Origin of the sequence: Polaromonas sp. YR568, assembly GCF_943369675.1 — a bacterium.
Taxonomy (GTDB): Bacteria; Pseudomonadota; Gammaproteobacteria; order Burkholderiales; family Burkholderiaceae_C; genus Polaromonas.
The window spans coordinates 1-18,587 of sequence record NZ_CALROB020000017.1; the positions used below are offsets into that span (position 1 = coordinate 1).

Here is an 18,587-nt window from a genome sequence, read left to right on the forward strand (position 1 = left end):
CGAGCCGTTGCTCATACTCCCGGTACCAGCCCTTCAAGGCATTCTTCGTTGGGTAACCCAGCTGACGCAGGGTTGGCCTGACGCGTTTGCCGAGCTTGATGTAGAGCTCGACCGCTCGAATCCTGTCTTCGTACGAATACATGAACTACTTCCTGGTAGTCCAAGTTTTTGTCCGCATCCCCAGGGGATTAGATTTCGACGGAATTCAACAGCATTTTCCAGTTCTGTTCCCCGGTTTGTTCCCCGGTCTTATGTTGGCTGCCCTTAAATTTCATTGAATCGCATTGGACAGAAAAATGGCGATTTACCAATGAAAAAGGCCGCTTGCTGAATTCAGCAAGCGGCCTTGGTCGTGATGGTGGTGGAGCTGGGGGGATTTGAACCCCCGTCCGCAAGCCTTGTTCGGGCAGATCTACATGTTTAGCGGTCTGATTTGAGTCTCGCCACCTGTGTCGCGCAGTCGCACGCTACACAGGACGCCAGCACCCTATTTTCTTGCCCCGGGTTAAGGTACCCAGCCCGGAGCCAGCCGATGAAATTATCTTTACAGCCGGGAGCGTTTAACTTGCGCTAAACACCCCTTGCCCAGCCCATCGGCCTGCTGTTGTAAAGCTCACTGGCAATTAAGCAGCGAGTGCGAAACGTTCGTCGTTTGCAGTTAGTTTGTTTGAATCTGTTTTACGAGCGCACTCAGCTCGACATGCACCACACCGCGTCCGAACCCACGTCGAAACCAATGCAGCCCCAGGAGGAGTAGTTTACGCCATTCGCAGCAAATTCAAGAGTGCGCCGGGCACGGCGATGGTCGCATCGGCTTTCCAGCCTCCGGTATCTGCGGTTTTGCCGAGGTAACCGTAAGCGGCGGCCACTGTGGGCATGCCGGCGGCGCGGCCCGCGACGATGTCGCGTTCATCGTCACCCACATAGATACAGCGTTCGGGCGCCACGTTGAGCTGGCGTGCTGCCTCCAGTAAAGGGGCAGGATGAGGCTTGGAATGCGGGGTGGTGTCGCCGCTGATGATGGTCTGGGCCGTGTCGAACAGCGGCATGGCTTTGGTCAACGGCAAGGTGAAACGAGCGGATTTGTTGGTCACCACGCCCCATTTAAAGCCGGCCCGGCCGATTTGGCCGATCAATTCAGTCACTCCGTCGAACACGGTGGTGTTTTCGGTCATGCGCGACTCGTAATTGCGGAAAAATTCTTCCTTGAGGTCGGCAAAACGGGCGTCGTCCGGCGTCAGGCCGAAGGCCACGGCGATCATGCCGCGCGCGCCGGCACCGGCCATGGGGCGGTAAAGCGCCAAAGGGAGCGATTCCAGCCCCCGGTCGGTACGCATTTTGTCGGCTGCGGCGCCCAGGTCGGGGGCGCTGTCTATCAGGGTGCCGTCCAGGTCGAACAGCACGGCGGCTATATCTTTAAACATGTCAGGAATATGAATTGGGGGTGAAGCCGCCGGAATTCAGCTTTTTTGGGTGGCCAGCAGGTAATTGACGCTGGTATCGGCGCTGAGCCAGTAATGGCGTGTCAACGGGTTGTATTCCATACCGCGGGTCTGTTGCAACGACAGGCCGGAAGCGCGGCAATAGGCGGCCAATTCACTGGGTTTGACCAGTTTGGCGTATTCATGGGTGCCGCGCGGCAGCATGTTGAGCACGTATTCCGCACCCACGATGGCGAACAGAAAGGCCTTGGCATTGCGATTGATGGTGGAGAAAAACACATATCCACCTGGTTTGACCAGCGTGGCACAGGCCTGGACGATGGAAGACGGGTCGGGTACGTGCTCGAGCATTTCCATGCAAGTGACGACGTCAAAACTGCCGGGCTGCTCGGCCGCCAGCGCTTCCGCGCTGATTTCACGGTACTGCACGCCCTCGGTCTGGGCTTCCAGCGCATGGAGCTGGGCAACTTTCAGGGCTTTGGTAGCCAAATCTATACCCAAAACATCGGCGCCTTTGCGAGCCATGGAGTCCGCCAGGATGCCACCGCCGCAGCCCACGTCCAGAACGCGGCGCCCTTTGAGCGGAATCTGGCTTTCAATCCAGCCCAGGCGCAGCGGGTTGATCTGGTGCAAGGGGCGGAATTCGCTTTCGGTGTCCCACCAGCGGTGAGCCAGGTCGGAGAATTTGGCGAGCTCGGCGGGATCGAAGTTATCGCTTGTAGACATGAGGCATTATCGTTGAGGCATAAAAAAACCGCGCCTGAGCGCGGTTTTTTAGTGATTCCGAAGAATTACTTGGTGGCGCGGGTACCGACCACTTCGATTTCCACGCGACGGTTCTTGGCGCGGCCTTCGGCGGTCTTGTTGTCAGCAACTGGCTGTTTCTCGCCCTTGCCTTCAGTGTAGACGCGGTTTTTCTCGATGCCCTTGGACACGAGATATGCCTTGACAGCTTCAGAACGGCGAACCGACAGCTTCTGGTTGTAAGCATCGCTACCAACGGAGTCGGTGTGACCCACGGCGATAATGACTTCCAGGTTAATGTCCTTGATCTTGCCGACCAGGTCATCCAGCTTGGCTTTGCCTTCTGGCTTCAGCACGGACTTGTCGAAGTCAAAGAACGCGTCAGCGGCGTAGGTGACTTTCGATGCCGTCACTTGAGGCTGGGGAGCCGCAGGAGCAACAGCTGCGGGTGCAGCAGGAGTAGCGGCAGGAGCAGGAGCCATCGCAGGGGCAATTGCGCCATCGCAACCAGGCGCTGCGGTAGCAGGCGTCCAGTTAGCATCACGCCAGCACAGTTCGTTGGTGCCGTTTTTCCAGACCAGTTCGTTGTTGCCGTTTTTCCAGTTGTCGATAGTTTGTGCACCAGCGGCGGTAACAAGCGCTGCGGAAGCAAACAACATTGCCACTTTGTTGAGTTTCTTCATGGTTCTCCTCTAGAGAAAAGCCGCAGACTTGCTGCGATTAGTAATATTACACGCCGTAAGTGACCATCACTCAAAGCGTTACATCGATTGTGCCACACCTGTTCGAACCTTCAAGCACGCTATCGGCTTCGTCTGACACAGACATGAGATTCTTGAGCATTTGTTGCTGGCCCGCCACAAGTGCCCGCTATAAACTCAAGCCTTAAAATTGCAGGCTTTCCCTCAAGAATCCCGAAATCCCAACCAGGCCGCTCATGACCCAGTTCGCTAAAGAAACCCTGCCCATCAGTCTTGAAGAGGAAATGCGGCGCAGCTATCTCGACTACGCCATGAGCGTGATCGTGGGCCGGGCGCTCCCCGATGCGCGGGACGGCCTGAAACCGGTGCACCGGCGCGTGCTGTTCGCGATGCACGAGCTGAACAACGACTGGAACCGCCCTTACAAGAAGTCAGCCCGTATCGTCGGTGACGTTATCGGCAAATACCACCCGCACGGCGACCAGTCGGTGTACGACACCATCGTGCGCATGGCGCAGGATTTTTCCCTGCGCCACCTGCTGGTCGACGGCCAGGGCAACTTCGGCTCGGTCGACGGCGACAACGCCGCGGCCATGCGGTACACCGAGATCCGGCTGGCGAAAATCGCCCACGAATTGCTGGCGGACCTTGACAAGGAAACCGTCGATTTCGGCCCCAACTACGACGGCAGCGAACAGGAGCCGCTGGTCATGCCGACCCGGCTGCCCAACCTGCTGGTCAATGGATCGGGCGGCATCGCAGTGGGCATGGCGACCAACATCCCACCCCATAACCTCAATGAAGTGGTCGACGCCTGCCTGCACATGCTAAAGAACCCGGAGGCTTCCATCGACGAGCTGATGGAAATCGTCCCGGCGCCGGACTTCCCCACGGGCGGCATCATTTACGGCATCAACGGCGTCAAGGATGGATACCGCACCGGCCGCGGCAAGGTGGTGATGCGCGCCAAGTGCCACTTCGAGGACATCGACAAGGGCCAGCGCCAGTCCATCATCGTCGACGAGCTGCCCTACCAGGTCAACAAAAAGACGCTGCAGGAGCGCATGGCCGAACTGGTGCACGAGAAAAAAATCGAAGGCATCAGCCATATCCAGGACGAGAGCGACAAGTCCGGCATGCGCCTGGTCATCGAGCTCAAGCGCGGCGAAGTGCCTGAAGTGGTGCTCAACAACCTGTACAAACAAACCCAGTTGCAGGACACCTTCGGCATAAACATGGTGGCACTGGTCAACGGCCAGCCCAAGCTGTGCAACCTGAAGGACCTGGTCCAGGTCTTCCTCTCGCACCGCCGCGAAGTGGTGACGCGCCGCACGGTGTTCACGCTGCGCAAGGCGCGCGAGCGCGGCCATGTGCTTGAAGGCCTGGCAGTGGCCCTGGCCAACATCGACGACTTCATCGCCATCATCCGCAACGCTCCCACACCGCCTGTAGCCAAGGCAGAACTGATGCTGCGCCCCTGGGACAGCAGCCTGGTGCGCGAAATGCTCACCCGCACGCGCGCCGACGGCGGTATTGTCAACGCCGACGATTACCGTCCCGACGGCCTTGAGAAGGATTTCGGCATGGGGAACGACGGCCTGTACCGGTTGTCGGAAACGCAGGCCCAGGAAATCCTGCAGATGCGCCTGCAACGCCTGACCGGCCTGGAGCAGGACAAGATCGTGGCCGAGTACAAGGAAGTCATGGCCGAGATCGACGACCTGCTCGACATCCTGGCCAAGCCCGAGCGCGTCTCCATCATCATTGGCGAAGAACTCTCCGCGATCAAGCTCGAGTTCGGCCAGACCAAGCTGGGCGCGCGCCGCAGCCTGATCGAGCACAGCTCCTTCGACCTCAGCACCGAAGACCTGATCACCCCCACCGACATGGTGGTGACGCTCTCGCACACCGGCTACATCAAGAGCCAGCCGCTGTCGGAATACCGGGCGCAAAAACGCGGCGGCCGCGGCAAGCAGGCCACCGCCACCAAGGAAGACGACTGGGTCGACCAGCTCTTCATCGCCAACACGCACGACTACATCCTGTGCTTCTCCAATCGCGGCCGGCTGTACTGGCTCAAGGTCTGGGAGGTCCCCGCAGGCTCGCGTGGCTCCCGTGGCCGGCCGATCGTGAACATGTTCCCGCTGCAGGAAGGCGAAAAAATCACCGTGGTCCTGCCGTTGACCGGCGAAAAGCGCAGCTTCCCGGCCGACCAGTATGTCTTCATGGCCACCTCCATGGGTACCGTGAAGAAGACCGCCCTGGACGACTTCAACAACCCGCGCAAGGCCGGCATCATCGCCGTGGATCTGGATCCGGGCGACTACCTGATTGGCGCGTCGCTGACGGACGGCAAGCACGACGTGATGCTGTTCAGCGACGGCGGCAAGGCCGTGCGATTCGACGAAAACGACGTACGCCCCATGGGCCGCCTTGCACGCGGCGTGCGCGGCATGATGCTTGAGGACGGCCAGGGCGTGATCGCCATGCTGGTGGCCGAGGACGAACAGCAAAGCGTGCTGACGGCCACCCAGAACGGCTTCGGCAAACGCACCTCCATCACCGAATACACGCGCCACGGCCGCGGCACCAAGGGCATGATCGCCATCCAGCAAAGCGAACGCAACGGCAAGGTCGTGGCGGCGACGCTGGTCCACGTCGACGATGAGATCATGCTCATCACCGACAAGGGCGTTCTGGTGCGCACGCGCGTCAGTGAAATCCGCGAGATGGGAAGGGCTACACAGGGTGTTACGCTGATCGGCCTGGATGAAGGCTCACAATTGAGCGGCCTGCAGCGCATCGTCGAAAACGACGCCACGCTGGACGATATCGACACCGAAACCGACACCGGCACAGACGCCTCCAACACGGAAAGTAATTGATGAAAAAACTGATCACCGCCCTCGCGATCGCCGGCATGGCCTGTGCCACCGCCGTCCACGCCCAGGCGGACGCGAAGACAGAACTGGCCAAAAAAGTGGTCGCCTTGCAGCAGGGTCCCGAGCTCGACCGGCTGGTGAGCCAGCTGGCCGGCAGCACAGCCCAGGACCTGATCAACAAATGGGGTCCGCAACTGCAAGCCAATGTGCCCAAAGCCAAACAGGCAAAGGCTTCCGAAGACCTCAACGCCGAACTCAAGAAGTACGCCGATGACACCAGCCAGCTGATCGGCAAGCAGGTCGCCACAGTCAGCGCCGACTCGCTGGTGCCCGCCTACGCGGAGCGTTTTACCCAGGAAGAACTCCAGCAGCTCGCCGCGTTCTTCGAGTCTCCCGCCATCAAGAAATACCAGGCCGCGGCGCCTGAACTCGGCAATCTTTTCGTGCAGAAACTGGTGGAGGCCTCGCGCGCCGACGTGGTTGCCCGCATGAAGCAATTCGACGACACCGCAGTGAAAATCGTCGGCGCCAGCCCCGCCCCGGGAGCAGCCAAGCCACCTGCGAAGAAATGACCCGTCCCTTCAATTTTTCCGCCGGCCCGGCAAACCTGCCCGAGGAGGTTTTGCAGCAGGCGGCGGGTGAAATGCTGGACTGGCACGGCAGCGGCATGAGCGTGATGGAGATGAGCCATCGCGGCAAGGAATTCATCTCTATCTATGAAGCCGCCGAAGCCGATTTTCGCGAACTCATGGCCATTCCGCCGCAGTTCAAGATCCTGTTCATGCAAGGCGGTGGGCTGGCTGAAAACGCCATCGTTCCACTAAACCTTTCGCGCGGACGTTCCGCCGATTTTGTGGTGACCGGGAGCTGGAGCGACAAGTCGCAAAAAGAAGCCCGCAAGTACTGCGACGTGCAGGTCGCCGCCAGCAATGTGGACAACGGTCACACCCTGTTGCCCTCACCCTCGGGCTGGAAACTGCGGCCCGACGCGGCCTATGTGCATCTGTGCACCAATGAAACCATCAACGGCGTGGAATTCCACAGCCTGCCCGACCTCAAGGCGCTGGGAAGCGACGCACCCTTGGTGATCGATTTTTCGTCCCACGTGGCCTCCAGGCCGGTCGACTGGTCCCGCGTGGGCCTGGCGTTCGGCGGTGCGCAGAAAAACCTCGGCCCCGCCGGAATGACGCTGGTGGTCGTCCGTGAGGATTTGTTGGGCCATGCACTGCCGGTATGCCCCAGTGCCTTCGACTACAAGACGGTGGCGGACAACCAGTCGATGTACAACACGCCGCCCACCTACGCCATCTACATCGCGGGCCTGACCTTCCAATGGCTCAAGCGCCAGAAAGAAGGCGCAGCCACCGGCGTAGCCGCGATGGAGAGCCGCAACCTCGCCAAGGCGCAACTGCTGTATGACGCCATCGATGGCTCCCAGCTTTACGTGAACAAGGTCGGCAAGGATTGCCGCTCGCGCATGAACGTACCCTTTTTCCTGCGCGACGAATCGCGCAACGACGCTTTCCTGGCCGGCGCCAAGGCCAAGGGCCTGTTGCAGCTCAAGGGACACAAGTCGGTGGGTGGCATGCGCGCCAGCATCTACAACGCCATGCCGCTGGCCGGCGTGCAGGCGCTGGTGGCGTACATGCGAGAATTCGAACAAAAACACGCCTAGGAAGAAATGCCTGCATGCCCGCCGCGTTCACTGCCCCTGAAGGGGTGCCCAGTGCTACCGGCGCAGCCGAACGGCCTCTGATATGACTGCCAACCTTGCTGATTTACGCGTCCAGATCGATGCCCTGGACAAGGAGTTGCTTGCCCTTTTGAACCGCCGTGCCCACGTCGCAGAGCAGGTCGGAGAGGTCAAGAAGCGCGAAGGCACGCCGTTTTTCCGCCCGGACCGGGTGGCCCAGGTGATCGAGCAGATCCAGAAAGCCAATCAGGGACCGCTCAAAAACGAGCATGTCGCCGCGGTCTGGCGCGAAATCATGTCGGCCTGCCTGGCACTGGAGTCCCCGGTGCGCGTCGCCTACCTCGGCCCCGCCGGCACTTTCAGCGAACAGGCGGCATTGCAGTTTTTCGGCGCCAGCATCGAACATGTGCCCTGCGTCAGCATTGACGAGGTCTTTCGCGCGACGGCGGCCGGCAGTGCCAGCTACGGCGTCGTGCCGGTGGAAAACTCCACCGAAGGCGTGGTCTCACGTTCGCTCGACCTGTTCCTGAACTCTCCCCTGCACATCGTCGGCGAAATCAGCCTGATGGTGCGCCACAACCTGCTGCGGCTTTCGGAATCCCTGGAAGGCATCGAGGCCGTCTACGCGCACCCGCAGGCACTCGCCCAGTGCCAGGGCTGGCTGACCACGCACCTGCCCAATGCTGAACGCCGCACGGCATCCAGCAATGCCGAAGGCGCGCGCCTGGCCACCACCAACCCGGCGTGGGCCGGCATTGCCGGCGAGCGTGCCGCGACCCAATTCGGCCTCTACACGGCGGCCCATGCCATCCAGGACGACGCCTTCAACCGCACGCGTTTTGCCGTGGTGTGCCTGCCGCAGACGCTTCCCTCCCCGCCGGCTTCCGGCAAGGATTGCATCAGCCTGGTGGTGTCCGTGCCGAACCGTCCCGGCGCGGTCCACGACATCCTGATGCCGCTGAAAGCCCACGGCGTCTCCATGACCCGCTTTGAATCGCGCCCGGCGCGCTCCGGCCAGTGGGAATACTACTTTTACATTGACCTGCAAGGTCACCCGTCCCAGGATCACGTCAAAGCCGCGCTGGCCGACCTTCAGCGGCTATGCGCCTTTTACAAGGTCCTGGGAACCTATCCCATTGGCGATTAATGCAACGACTTACAACCTTCCTGGTGCCACGACATGTTTGAACAATTGGGTCTCATTGGATGCGGCCTGATGGGTGGCTCTTTCGCGCTGGCGCTCAAACGCGCCGGCCTGGTCAAGCGTGTCGTCGGTTACAGCAAATCTCCCTCCACCACGGAACGGGCGCGCCAGATGGGCGTGATCGACGTGGAAGCGCCGTCGGCGCTGCTGGCGGTTTCCGGCGCCGACATCGTGCTGCTGGCCGTGCCGGTGTCCGCCACGGAAGCCACCTTCAAAGCCATCCGCCATCTGGTAGGACCGAACACGCTGATCATGGACGTCGGCTCGACCAAGCGCGACGTGGTGGATGCAGCCCGGCGCGTGCTGCGCGACAACGTCGGCTCCTTCGTGCCCTGTCACCCGATCACGGGCAAGGAAGTCTCGGGTGTCGAGCATGCCGACGTGGACCTTTACGCCGGCAAGCAGGTCATCCTGACGCCCATTGAGCGCACCTTCACGGTCCAGCTCCAGAAGGCCGTCGACGTCTGGACGGCCCTGGGCTGCAACGTCATCAAGATGTCGCCCCAGGCCCATGACGCCGCCTATGCCGCCGTCAGCCACCTGCCCCACCTGATCGCCTTTGCCCTGATCAACGGCATCACCGGGCAGGACCACGGCAAGGACTACATGTCGCTGGCCGGCCCGGGCTTTCGCGACTTCACGCGTATCGCCGCCAGCGACCCGAAAATGTGGCGCGACATACTGATCGCCAACCGCGAGGAACTGCTGGCCCAGTCCAGAATTTTCCAGGAAACCCTGCAGTCGCTCGAGCAGCTGATTTCCACCGGCAGCGGCGACGTGCTGGAAGTGCTGATCGAGCAAGCCAGCGAGACCCGCGCCAACTGGCGCATCTCCTCGCCAAAATCGCACAAATAAACCGCGTTCCATGTTCGATACCGAGTTCCTGGACATTCCGCCCTTGAGCAGCGCGGGGGGCACAGTCCGCCTGCCCGGCTCCAAAAGCATTTCCAACCGCGTGCTGCTGCTGGCCGCCCTGAGCCACGGCGACACCACGGTCCACGACCTCCTCGCCTCCGACGACACCGCCGTGATGCTGGCCGCGCTCAGGCAACTGGGCTGTAGCGTCAGACAGGACGGCAACACCGCCGTCATCAGCGGGCTAGGCGGCCGGCCCGTGCAGACCCCGGCCAAACTCTTCATGGGCAATGCAGGCACAGCCATGCGGCCGCTGACGGCCGCGCTGGCGTTGCTGGGCGGTGAGTTCGAGCTGTCCGGCGTGCCGCGCATGCACGAACGGCCCATAGGCGACCTGGTTGACGCGCTGCGACAACTGGGCTGCGCCATCGACTACCTCGGCAACGAAGGCTTTCCGCCGCTGCGCCTGCGCCCCGGGCAACTGAAGCTGCAGGAACCGATACGGGTGCGCGGAGATGTTTCCAGCCAGTTCCTGACAGCCCTGCTGATGGCCCTGCCCCTGGTCGCCGAGCGGGATATCCACATCGACGTGGTCGGCGAACTGATATCCCGGCCTTACATCGAGATCACGCTCAAGCTGCTCCAGCGCTTCGGCATAGATGTTCGGCGCGACGGCTGGGAACGCTTCACCATCCCGGCAGGCAGCCGCTACCAGTCGCCCGGTGAAATCCACGTCGAGGGCGACGCCTCTTCGGCCAGCTATTTCATCGGGCTGGGCGCCATCGCGGCGGCCTCCCCCGGCCATGCCGGCATTGAAATCCTGGGTGTGGGCGCAGCCTCCATCCAGGGCGACATCCGCTTCATCGAAGCCGCGCAAATGATGGGTGCGCGCATCGACAGCGCGCCCAACTCGCTGCGCATCTCGCGAGGCGCCTGGCCGCTCAAGGCCATAGACCTGGATTGCAACCACATCCCTGACGCCGCCATGACATTGGCCGTGATGGCCCTGTATGCCGACGGCACGACCACCCTGCGCAACATCGCCAGCTGGCGCGTCAAGGAAACCGACCGCATCGCCGCCATGGCCTGTGAGCTGCAGAAGTTCGGCGCCGTGGTCGAAGAAGGCGCGGATTACCTCAAGATCACCCCGCCCGTCCAGTGGAAGACCGGCGCGATCCATACCTACGACGACCATCGCGTGGCCATGTGTTTTTCGCTCGCGGCGTTCAACCCGGCGCAGTTGCCGGTACGCATCCTGGACCCCAAATGCGTCGCCAAGACCTTCCCCGACTATTTCGAAGCCCTGTTCGAGGTGGCCCGGGCGGGCACTGCCGGAATTCCCGTCATCTGCATCGATGGCCCGACCGCCTCCGGCAAGGGCACGCTGGCGGCCCTGACGGCCCACCGGCTGGGTTACCACTACCTGGATTCCGGCGCGCTGTACCGCCTGAGCGCCCATGCCGCGGCCCTGGCCGGTGTCTCGCTGGACGACGGCGCGGGCGTAGCCCATGTGGCACGCACCATGCCGGTGCGCTTCCGGCATGACCGAATCTTCCTCGGCCCCGAGGACGTCTCCGACGTTATCCGTACCGAAGCCGCCGGCATGGCCGCCTCCAGGGTGTCGGCGCATCCCGAGGTTCGCGCCGCCCTGCTGGAACTCCAGCACAGCTTTCGCAAGCTGCCCGGGCTGGTCGCCGACGGCCGGGACATGGGAACCGTCATCTTCCCCGACGCACCGCTCAAGATCTTCCTCACGGCGAGCGCCTTGCACAGGGCGGAACGCCGGTATAAGCAGTTGATTTCAAAGGGAAATTCGGCTACAATCGCCGGGATTCAGCAAGATTTAGAGGCACGTGATGCGCGCGATTCGTCGCGAAAAGCCGCACCTTTGAAACCTGCTGATGACGCCCGCCTCCTGGACAACTCCTACCTCTCGATTGAAAAATCGGTGAGCCAGGTGATTGACTGGTGGCAAGGCACCCGGCCCTTCTGACCCCCGACGCGCAAACTGCGCTTGGGTCAGCAGGTTCACTAACGTAACCCGCGGCCACGCTAGACGTCCGGCCGCACAAAACCGCCGCAAGCAGCTATAAAAACAATAGCAATCCCGCTATTGGAATCCTGTTGTGTGGACTAGGAAAATCATGTCTGAATCTTTTGCCGACCTATTTAACGAATCGCTGCAACGCTCTGAAATGCGTACCGGTGAAGTCATCACCGCTGAAGTAGTGCGTATCGATCACAACCACGTCGTTGTGAACGCCGGACTCAAATCCGAGGCTTATGTCCCCCTCGAAGAATTCAAGAACGACCAGGGCGAACTCGAAGTCCAGGTCGGCGATTTTGTTTCCGTGGCCATCGACTCCGTCGAAAACGGCTATGGCGACACCCTGCTTTCCCGCGACAAAGCCAAGCGCCTGGCTTCGTGGATGAGCCTGGAAAAAGCCCTGGAATCCGGCGAGTTCGTTACCGGCCAGACCAGCGGCAAAGTCAAGGGCGGCCTCACCGTCCTCGTCAACGGCATCCGCGCCTTCCTGCCCGGCTCGCTCATCGACACCCGCCCCATCAAGGACTTGTCTCCGTACGAGAACAAGACCATGGAATTCAAGGTCATCAAGCTCGATCGCAAGCGCAACAACGTGGTGCTGAGCCGCCGCGCCGTGGTCGAAGCCAGCATGGGCGAAGAACGCGCCAAGCTGATGGAAACCCTCAAGGAAGGCACTGCCGTCAAGGGCATCGTCAAGAACATCACCGAATACGGTGCGTTCGTTGACCTGGGCGGCATCGACGGCCTGCTGCACATCACCGACATGGCATGGCGCCGCGTGCGTCACCCAAGCGAAGTGGTGACGGCTGGCCAGGAAATTGTTGCCAAGATCCTGAAGTTCGACACCGAAAAGAACCGTGTCTCGCTGGGCCTCAAGCAGATGGGCGACGACCCTTGGATGGGCGTGAACCGCCGCTACCCGCAAGGCACGCGCCTGTTCGGCAAGATCACCAACATCGCCGACTACGGCGCGTTTGTGGAACTCGAACCCGGCATCGAAGGCCTGGTCCACGTGTCCGAAATGGACTGGACCAACAAGAACGTGGCCCCGAGCAAGCTCGTGGCCCTGGGCGACGAAGTCGAAGTCATGGTCCTCGAGATCGACGAAGACAAGCGCCGCATCAGCCTGGGCATGAAGCAGTGCAAGGCCAATCCATGGCAAGAGTTCGCGCAGGAAACCAAGCGCGGCGACCGCGTCAAGGGCCCGATCAAGTCGATCACCGACTTCGGCGTCTTCGTGGGCCTGGCTGCCGGCATCGACGGCCTGGTGCACCTGTCCGACCTCTCGTGGAACGAACCCGGCGAAGCCGCCGTTCGCAACTACAAAAAGGGCCAGGAAGTGGAAGCCATCGTGCTGGCAGTCGACGTCGACCGCGAGCGCATCTCCCTGGGCATCAAGCAGCTGGATTCCGATCCGTTCACCACGTTCGTGTCGATCAACGACAAGGGCGCGATCGTGACCGGCAAGGTCAAGACCGTTGACGCCAAGGGCGCCGAGATCGACCTGGGCGAAGACATCATCGGTTACCTGCGCGCCAGCGAAATCAGCCGTGACCGCGTCGAAGACGCGCGCAACGTGCTGAAAGAAGGCGACGAAGTTTCCGCAGTCGTGGTGAACGTGGATCGCAAGACCCGCAACATCCAGCTGTCAGTCAAAGCCAAGGACAACGCCGACCAGCAGGAAGCCATGGCCAACCTGAGCCAGCAGTCCTCGCGCGAAAACGCCGGCACGACCAGCTTGGGCGCACTGCTGCGCGCCAAGCTGGACAACAACGAAAAGTAAGGCAACCGTGCAGCGGTGTGACGCGCCCCGGGCGGGTCGCATCGCTGTGCAGCTACTTTATCCATGACCCGAAGCGACCTCGTCGAAGAACTGGCGGCCCGATTCAGCCAGCTGACGCACCGCGACGCCGAATATGCCGTCAAGACGATTCTTGACGCCATGAGCGACGCGCTGGTGCGCGGCCATCGCATTGAAATCCGTGGTTTCGGCAGTTTTTCCATCAACCGGCGCCCGCCTCGCATGGGGCGCAACCCGCGTTCCGGCGAAAGCGTGGCGATCCCGGAAAAGCGGGTGCCGCACTTCAAACCCGGGAAGGCATTGCGCGAAGCCGTCGATGCCCGCACCCAGGAATTGCTGGCGGTCACGGAACCCAAGTAAGGACTTCCTGTTGATCCCTCGGTGGGCTGGCTACAATCGCCAGACCACCCGGGGGATTACCAAGTGAAATACCTCATGTGGCTGCTTAAAGCAGCCATTTTTTTTACGCTCTTCGCTTTTGCACTGAATAACCAGCAAACGGTTTCGGTGTTTTTCTTTTTTGGCACCATGTGGCAAGCGCCCCTGGTGCTGGTCGTCCTGGCGGCCTTCGCCTGCGGGCTGGCGCTCGGCATTTTTGTCATGATGCCGCGCTGGTGGAAGAAGAAACGCAGATCCGCCAGGCACGCCTCGGGCGCCCCACATACCGTGACAGACGACCCCTCCACGCTCCACCATGGAATTTGACTTCACCTGGGTTTTGCTCGGGTTCCCGATCGCCTTCACCCTCGGCTGGCTGGCCTCCCGGCTGGACTTGCGGCAACTTCGCATCGAAAACCGACAGGCGCCCAAGGCCTATTTCAAGGGCCTGAACTTCCTGCTCAACGAGCAGCAGGACCAGGCCATCGACGCCTTCATCGAGGCGGTGCAGAACGACCCCGACACCTCCGAGCTGCATTTCGCCCTGGGCAACCTGTTTCGCCGCCGCGGCGAGTACGAGCGCGCCGTGCGCGTGCACGAACACTTGATGTCGCGCGGCGACCTGACGCAGCCCGAGCGCGACCGCGCCCAGCATGCGCTGGCGCTCGACTTCCTGAAGGCCGGCCTGCTGGACCGCGCCGAAGCCGCCCTGCGCAAGCTTGAAGGCACGCCCTTTGAAGAAGAGGCGCGGCTGGCCTTGCTGTCGATTTACGAACGCTCGCGCGACTGGGCCAATGCCACCGAAATCGCGGCCCGCCTGGGCAGCTCCAGCCACGGCAGCTTCAGCGCCCGGCAGGCGCACTACCTGTGCGAGCAGGCCGGCGCATCCGCGGCCGCCGGCGACACCGCACAGGCGCTGGGCGCATTGCAGGAAGCCATTGCCATGGCACCGGCGCTGGCACGCCCGCTGATTGACCTCGCCAAGCTGCAGAACCAGCTCGGCCGACACCAGGACGCCCTGCAAACCCTGCTCAAACTCGAGAAAACCGCGCCGCAAGGCCTGCCATTGGCCGCCGGCCTGCTGGCCAATGTCGCGCAAGCCAGCGGCCAGGAAGCCACTGCATTGGATTTGCTCAAGGCCAGCTACGCCGACATACCGTCCATCGACGTGATCGAGGCCATCGTCAAGCTCGAGAAAGACCCGGCCTCGGCGCGGCAATGGTATGTAAAGCACCTGGAGCGCCAGGCCTCGCTGGTCGCGGCGGGCAAATGGATCGCCGGCGAAAAGCTGCAGGACGAGCAGCACCACGCGCTGGTTCAGCGCGCGCTCGACCAGGCCACCAAACCCCTGATGCGCTACCGCTGCGCCGCCTGCGGTTTCGAGGCCACCCAACACTTCTGGCACTGCCCCGGCTGCCAGGCCTGGGACAGCTACCCAACGCGTCGAATAGAAGAGCTGTAGAAAAAGACAAGATAGATGAGCATGCAATTGACGCCTGAAAAGATTTCCAAAGCCCGCGTCCTCGTCGTCGGTGATGCCATGCTGGACCGTTACTGGTACGGCGCGGTGGACCGCATCTCGCCCGAGGCGCCCGTGCCGGTGGTGCGCGTCACGCGCACCGAAGAGCGCATAGGCGCCGCCGCCAACGTGGCCTACAACATCGTCACGCTGGGCGCACAGTCCTCACTGTTGAGCGTCGTGGGTGACGACGAAGCCAGCCACCAGCTCGAAGCGCTGGTCGCCAAGACCGGCATCACGCCCTACTTCGGCCGCGACGCGCAGCTCAAGACCACCGTCAAGCTGCGCGTCATCGGCCGCCAGCAGCAGCTCATACGCCTGGATTTTGAGAACACGCCCGAAAACGAAGTGCTGGCCTCGCAGTCCGCCACCTTTGAAAAACTCTACCCACAGCACGACGCCGTGCTGTTCTCCGACTACGGCAAGGGCGGCCTCGCGCACATCGTCCTGATGATCTCCCAGGCCCGCGCCGCCGGCAAGATGGTGCTGGTCGATCCCAAGGGTGCGGACTACGCGCGCTACAAAAACGCCAGCGTCATCACACCCAACCGTGCCGAGCTTGAGCATGTGATCGGCACCTGGAGCAGCGAAGCCGACCTGCGCGCCAAGGCCCACAACCTGCGCGCGGCACTTAACCTGGAAGCCCTGCTGCTGACACGCAGCGAAGAGGGCATGACCCTGTTCGACGCCGAGGGCGAGCTCAACGTTCCCGCCGTCGCGCGCGAAGTGTTCGACGTGACCGGCGCCGGCGACACCGTGATCGCCACGCTGGCCGCCATGACCGCCACCGGCATGCGCCTGCGCGACGCCGTGCCGATTGCCAACCGCGCGGGCGGCATCGTGGTCGGCAAGTTCGGCACCGCCACCGTCAATTACAGCGAGCTGTTCGCCGCGCACTGAGCCATCGCGCATCACAGCGCACGTCAAGGATTCATCATGAAAATCGTAGTCACCGGCGCCGCCGGCTTCATCGGCAGCAACATCATCAAGGGCCTCAACGCCCGCGGCATCGACGACATCATCGCCGTCGACGACCTGACGCATGGCGACAAGTTCCGCAACCTGGCCTGCCTGAAGATCGCCGACTACGTCGACGCCGACGACTTTTACGAGTTGTTCGCCGAAGGCGCTTACGGCGAGGTCGAGGCGGTGTTCCATGAAGGCGCCTGCAGCGACACCATGGAAGCCGACGGCAAGTACATGATGGACAACAACTACACGCTGTCCTGCGAGTTGTTCCATGCCTGCCAGGACCAGGGCACTCGCCTGCTCTACGCCTCGTCGGCCGCCACCTACGGCGGCTCGGACACCTTCACCGAGTCGCCCGAGTTCGAGCGCCCGCTCAACGTCTACGGCTACTCCAAGCTGCTGTTCGACCAGCGCCTGCGGCGCGAGCTCGGCGCCCGGTTCGAGAACGCCACCACCCAGGTCGCGGGCTTTCGCTATTTCAACGTGTATGGGCCGCACGAGCAGCACAAGGGCCGCATGGCCAGCGTCGCCTTCCACCAGTTCAACCAGTTCCAGGCCGAGGGCAAGGTCAAGCTCTTCGGCGAATACGGCGGTTACGGCGCCGGCGGCCAGATGCGCGACTTCATCTTCATCGACGACGTGGTGGCCGTGAACCTCTGGTTTTTCGACAATCCCGGCAAGTCCGGCATCTTCAACCTCGGCACCGGCAAGGCGCAGCCTTTCAACGATGTGGCCATCGCCGTCGTGAACACCCTGCGCAAGGGGCAGAATGCCGCGCCCTTGAGCCTTGAAGAAGCCGTGCGCGGCGGCATGATCGACTACATTGCCTTCCCGCCCGCGCTCGTCGGCAAATACCAGAGCTACACCCAGGCCGACCCACGCGCGCTGCGCGCGGCCGGTTGCGACCATGCTTTCGCCGACGTGCAAACGGGTGTCACTGCTTACATGCAGTGGCTGGCGGCAAATAACTGAGACCCAGGCCCCTAGGGTTTCCCCATCTCAAAGCGCTCCGGGGACAGTCAACCCCGGGTGAGTCCAGGCCGTTGTCAAAGCAGCATCCCTGTTTACCGGGATGCATCACGCGCCGTCTCATCCAACCTTGAGGAGCTTTCCCATGTTCAAAAAAGTCCTGGCGTTTTTCGCCGCCATGTCGCTCGCCGCGGCCTTCGCCGCCGTCGATGTCAACAAAGCCAGCGAGGCCGAACTCGACAGCGTTAAACACATCGGCCCCGCCACCTCCAAGCTGATCATTTCCGAACGCAAGAAGAGCGAATTCAAAAACTGGGAAGACTTCATTACCCGCGTCAAAGGCGTTGGCCCAAAACGCGCGGCCGAATTTTCCGCCGCGGGCCTGACCGTCGGCGGCGCCGCCTACACCGGCGCGGGTGCCGCGGATGCCAAGGCAAAAGCCAAGGTGGAGGCCAAGGCCGACGCCAAAGCAGACAAGAAAACCGACAAGCCCGTGACGGAAAAAGCCAAGGACGCCGCAGTGGCCACCAAGGACGCCGTCAAGGGCGCGGCCGTCGCCACCAAAGACGCCGTGAAAGAAACGGCCAAGGATGCCAAGGCAGCCGTGACGTCCAAGAAGGAAACCAAAACCGAAGTCAAGGTGGAGGCCGCCAAGCCCGCCGCAAGCGCCGCCAAAAAGTAAACGGCCCGCTCCACAAAAAAACCGCCTTGCGCGGGTTTTTTCATGCCCGCTACAGCAGTGCGATCAGGTCGGTCACGCCCACCGTGCCGCCCGCCTGCGTGATCAGCGTAGTCGCCTGGCCCCTGTGGTGCGTCTGGTGGTTGAAGAAGTGTGTGATCGCCTTCCAGGCCGCATGCTCGCGCTGCACGCCTTTTGAATTGGCGTAGCGCATGGTGAATTGCGGATAGGCGTCCGGCATGTCGGCGGCCCACTGCTCAATGGCGGCGTCAAGTTGCGCGCGTTTGGCCTTCAGGTCCGCCCAATCTTCGAACAACACCATGTCCAGCGTGTAGGCCTCGGGCATGTCCAGCACGTCCGGGCCCAGCGACGCGAAGACGATGGCGTTGTCAACGCCACACTGCGCAAAGCGCCTGAGCCAGACCTGGTCGGCCACCACCAGGTGGCCCAGCGTGCGGTGAATCGAGCCGAAAAAAGCACCGCGCTCCTGCTTGCGCGCTTCATCCGTCAAAGCCTCGCAGGCCGCGTACAGGCGCTCGTTGATCCAGCGGTTGTAGCGGGCCAGAAAGCGGTAGTTGTCGCAAAACGCATCGGCCATAAAAGAGGCTCCAAAAAAATGGCGGTTGAGATCCGTTGATCACCTTGCAGCCGCATTTTGCCTCTGCCTTCAGCGCTTGCTACACGCAGTAAGCCTGCATGGGGGT

The 18,587-nt window shown here is 62.0% G+C and carries 17 protein-coding genes and 1 other RNA gene; 13 read left to right on the forward strand and 5 right to left on the reverse strand.

Features of this window, described 5'->3' with window-relative positions; translation table 11 throughout:
- Positions 1-359: 359 nt before the first annotated feature.
- From ssrA to ompA, 4 genes are all read right to left on the reverse strand, one after another.
- Positions 360-746, reverse strand: a transfer-messenger RNA (tmRNA) gene (ssrA, locus tag ACLV8F_RS11020).
- Positions 747-758: 12 nt separating this feature from the next.
- Positions 759-1,424, reverse strand: coding sequence for a phosphoglycolate phosphatase (gph, locus tag ACLV8F_RS11025; protein WP_411884267.1), 666 nt, complete (start codon positions 1,422-1,424; stop codon positions 759-761).
- Positions 1,425-1,460: 36 nt separating this feature from the next.
- The gene (gene ubiG, locus ACLV8F_RS11030; protein ID WP_411884268.1) at positions 1,461-2,168 is read right to left on the reverse strand and encodes a bifunctional 2-polyprenyl-6-hydroxyphenol methylase/3-demethylubiquinol 3-O-methyltransferase UbiG; all 708 of its coding nucleotides are present in this window, start codon (positions 2,166-2,168) and stop codon (positions 1,461-1,463) included.
- A gap of 65 nt (positions 2,169-2,233) precedes the next feature.
- On the reverse strand, positions 2,234-2,869 hold the full coding sequence (ompA, locus tag ACLV8F_RS11035) for an outer membrane protein OmpA (protein ID WP_411878855.1): 636 nt from the start codon (positions 2,867-2,869) through the stop codon (positions 2,234-2,236).
- A gap of 254 nt (positions 2,870-3,123) precedes the next feature.
- Between ompA and gyrA the strand changes: the two genes are divergently transcribed.
- The 13 genes from gyrA to ACLV8F_RS11100 all read left to right on the forward strand — a co-directional run bounded on the left by gyrA (position 3,124) and on the right by ACLV8F_RS11100 (position 17,886).
- Positions 3,124-5,772, forward strand: coding sequence for a DNA gyrase subunit A (gyrA, locus tag ACLV8F_RS11040; RefSeq protein ID WP_411884269.1), 2,649 nt, complete (start codon positions 3,124-3,126; stop codon positions 5,770-5,772).
- Positions 5,772-6,341: a DUF2059 domain-containing protein gene (locus tag ACLV8F_RS11045; protein ID WP_411884270.1), complete on the forward strand. Its 570-nt coding sequence runs from the start codon at positions 5,772-5,774 to the stop codon at positions 6,339-6,341. The genes gyrA and ACLV8F_RS11045 overlap by 1 nt, the downstream gene beginning before the upstream one ends.
- Positions 6,338-7,444, forward strand: coding sequence for a 3-phosphoserine/phosphohydroxythreonine transaminase (serC, locus tag ACLV8F_RS11050; protein ID WP_411884271.1), 1,107 nt, complete (start codon positions 6,338-6,340; stop codon positions 7,442-7,444). The genes ACLV8F_RS11045 and serC overlap by 4 nt, the downstream gene beginning before the upstream one ends.
- Before the next feature lie 82 nt (positions 7,445-7,526).
- Positions 7,527-8,609 (forward strand): prephenate dehydratase, encoded by a 1,083-nt coding sequence (pheA, locus tag ACLV8F_RS11055; RefSeq protein WP_411884272.1) that lies wholly within the window; start codon positions 7,527-7,529, stop codon positions 8,607-8,609.
- A gap of 33 nt (positions 8,610-8,642) precedes the next feature.
- The gene (locus ACLV8F_RS11060) at positions 8,643-9,521 is read left to right on the forward strand and encodes a prephenate dehydrogenase (protein WP_411884273.1); all 879 of its coding nucleotides are present in this window, start codon (positions 8,643-8,645) and stop codon (positions 9,519-9,521) included.
- Between the two features lie 10 nt (positions 9,522-9,531).
- The gene (locus tag ACLV8F_RS11065) at positions 9,532-11,514 is read left to right on the forward strand and encodes a bifunctional 3-phosphoshikimate 1-carboxyvinyltransferase/cytidylate kinase (protein ID WP_411884274.1); all 1,983 of its coding nucleotides are present in this window, start codon (positions 9,532-9,534) and stop codon (positions 11,512-11,514) included.
- Between the two features lie 151 nt (positions 11,515-11,665).
- A complete protein-coding gene (gene rpsA, locus ACLV8F_RS11070) occupies positions 11,666-13,351 on the forward strand; it encodes a 30S ribosomal protein S1 (RefSeq protein WP_411884275.1) in 1,686 nt (561 codons plus the stop codon).
- Between the two features lie 63 nt (positions 13,352-13,414).
- Positions 13,415-13,729 (forward strand): integration host factor subunit beta, encoded by a 315-nt coding sequence (locus tag ACLV8F_RS11075; RefSeq protein WP_007869491.1) that lies wholly within the window; start codon positions 13,415-13,417, stop codon positions 13,727-13,729.
- Between the two features lie 63 nt (positions 13,730-13,792).
- Entirely contained in the window at positions 13,793-14,074 is a 282-nt protein-coding gene (locus ACLV8F_RS11080) for a lipopolysaccharide assembly LapA domain-containing protein (protein ID WP_411884276.1), read from the forward strand.
- Positions 14,064-15,209, forward strand: coding sequence for a lipopolysaccharide assembly protein LapB (lapB, locus tag ACLV8F_RS11085; protein WP_411884277.1), 1,146 nt, complete (start codon positions 14,064-14,066; stop codon positions 15,207-15,209). Before ACLV8F_RS11080 ends, lapB begins: the two co-directional genes overlap by 11 nt.
- 21 nt (positions 15,210-15,230) lie before the next feature.
- The gene (gene rfaE1, locus ACLV8F_RS11090) at positions 15,231-16,166 is read left to right on the forward strand and encodes a D-glycero-beta-D-manno-heptose-7-phosphate kinase (protein WP_411884278.1); all 936 of its coding nucleotides are present in this window, start codon (positions 15,231-15,233) and stop codon (positions 16,164-16,166) included.
- A 36-nt stretch (positions 16,167-16,202) separates the two neighbouring features.
- A complete protein-coding gene (gene rfaD / locus ACLV8F_RS11095) occupies positions 16,203-17,207 on the forward strand; it encodes an ADP-glyceromanno-heptose 6-epimerase (protein ID WP_411884279.1) in 1,005 nt (334 codons plus the stop codon).
- 142 nt (positions 17,208-17,349) lie between these two features.
- Entirely contained in the window at positions 17,350-17,886 is a 537-nt protein-coding gene (locus tag ACLV8F_RS11100) for a ComEA family DNA-binding protein (RefSeq protein WP_411884280.1), read from the forward strand.
- A 49-nt stretch (positions 17,887-17,935) separates the two neighbouring features.
- On the opposite strand, the gene ACLV8F_RS11105 is transcribed toward ACLV8F_RS11100, so the two are convergent.
- Positions 17,936-18,481 carry a DinB family protein gene (locus tag ACLV8F_RS11105; RefSeq protein ID WP_411884281.1) on the reverse strand — a complete coding sequence of 182 codons (546 nt, stop codon included), beginning with the start codon at positions 18,479-18,481 and terminating at the stop codon, positions 17,936-17,938.
- Positions 18,482-18,587 lie beyond the last annotated feature (106 nt).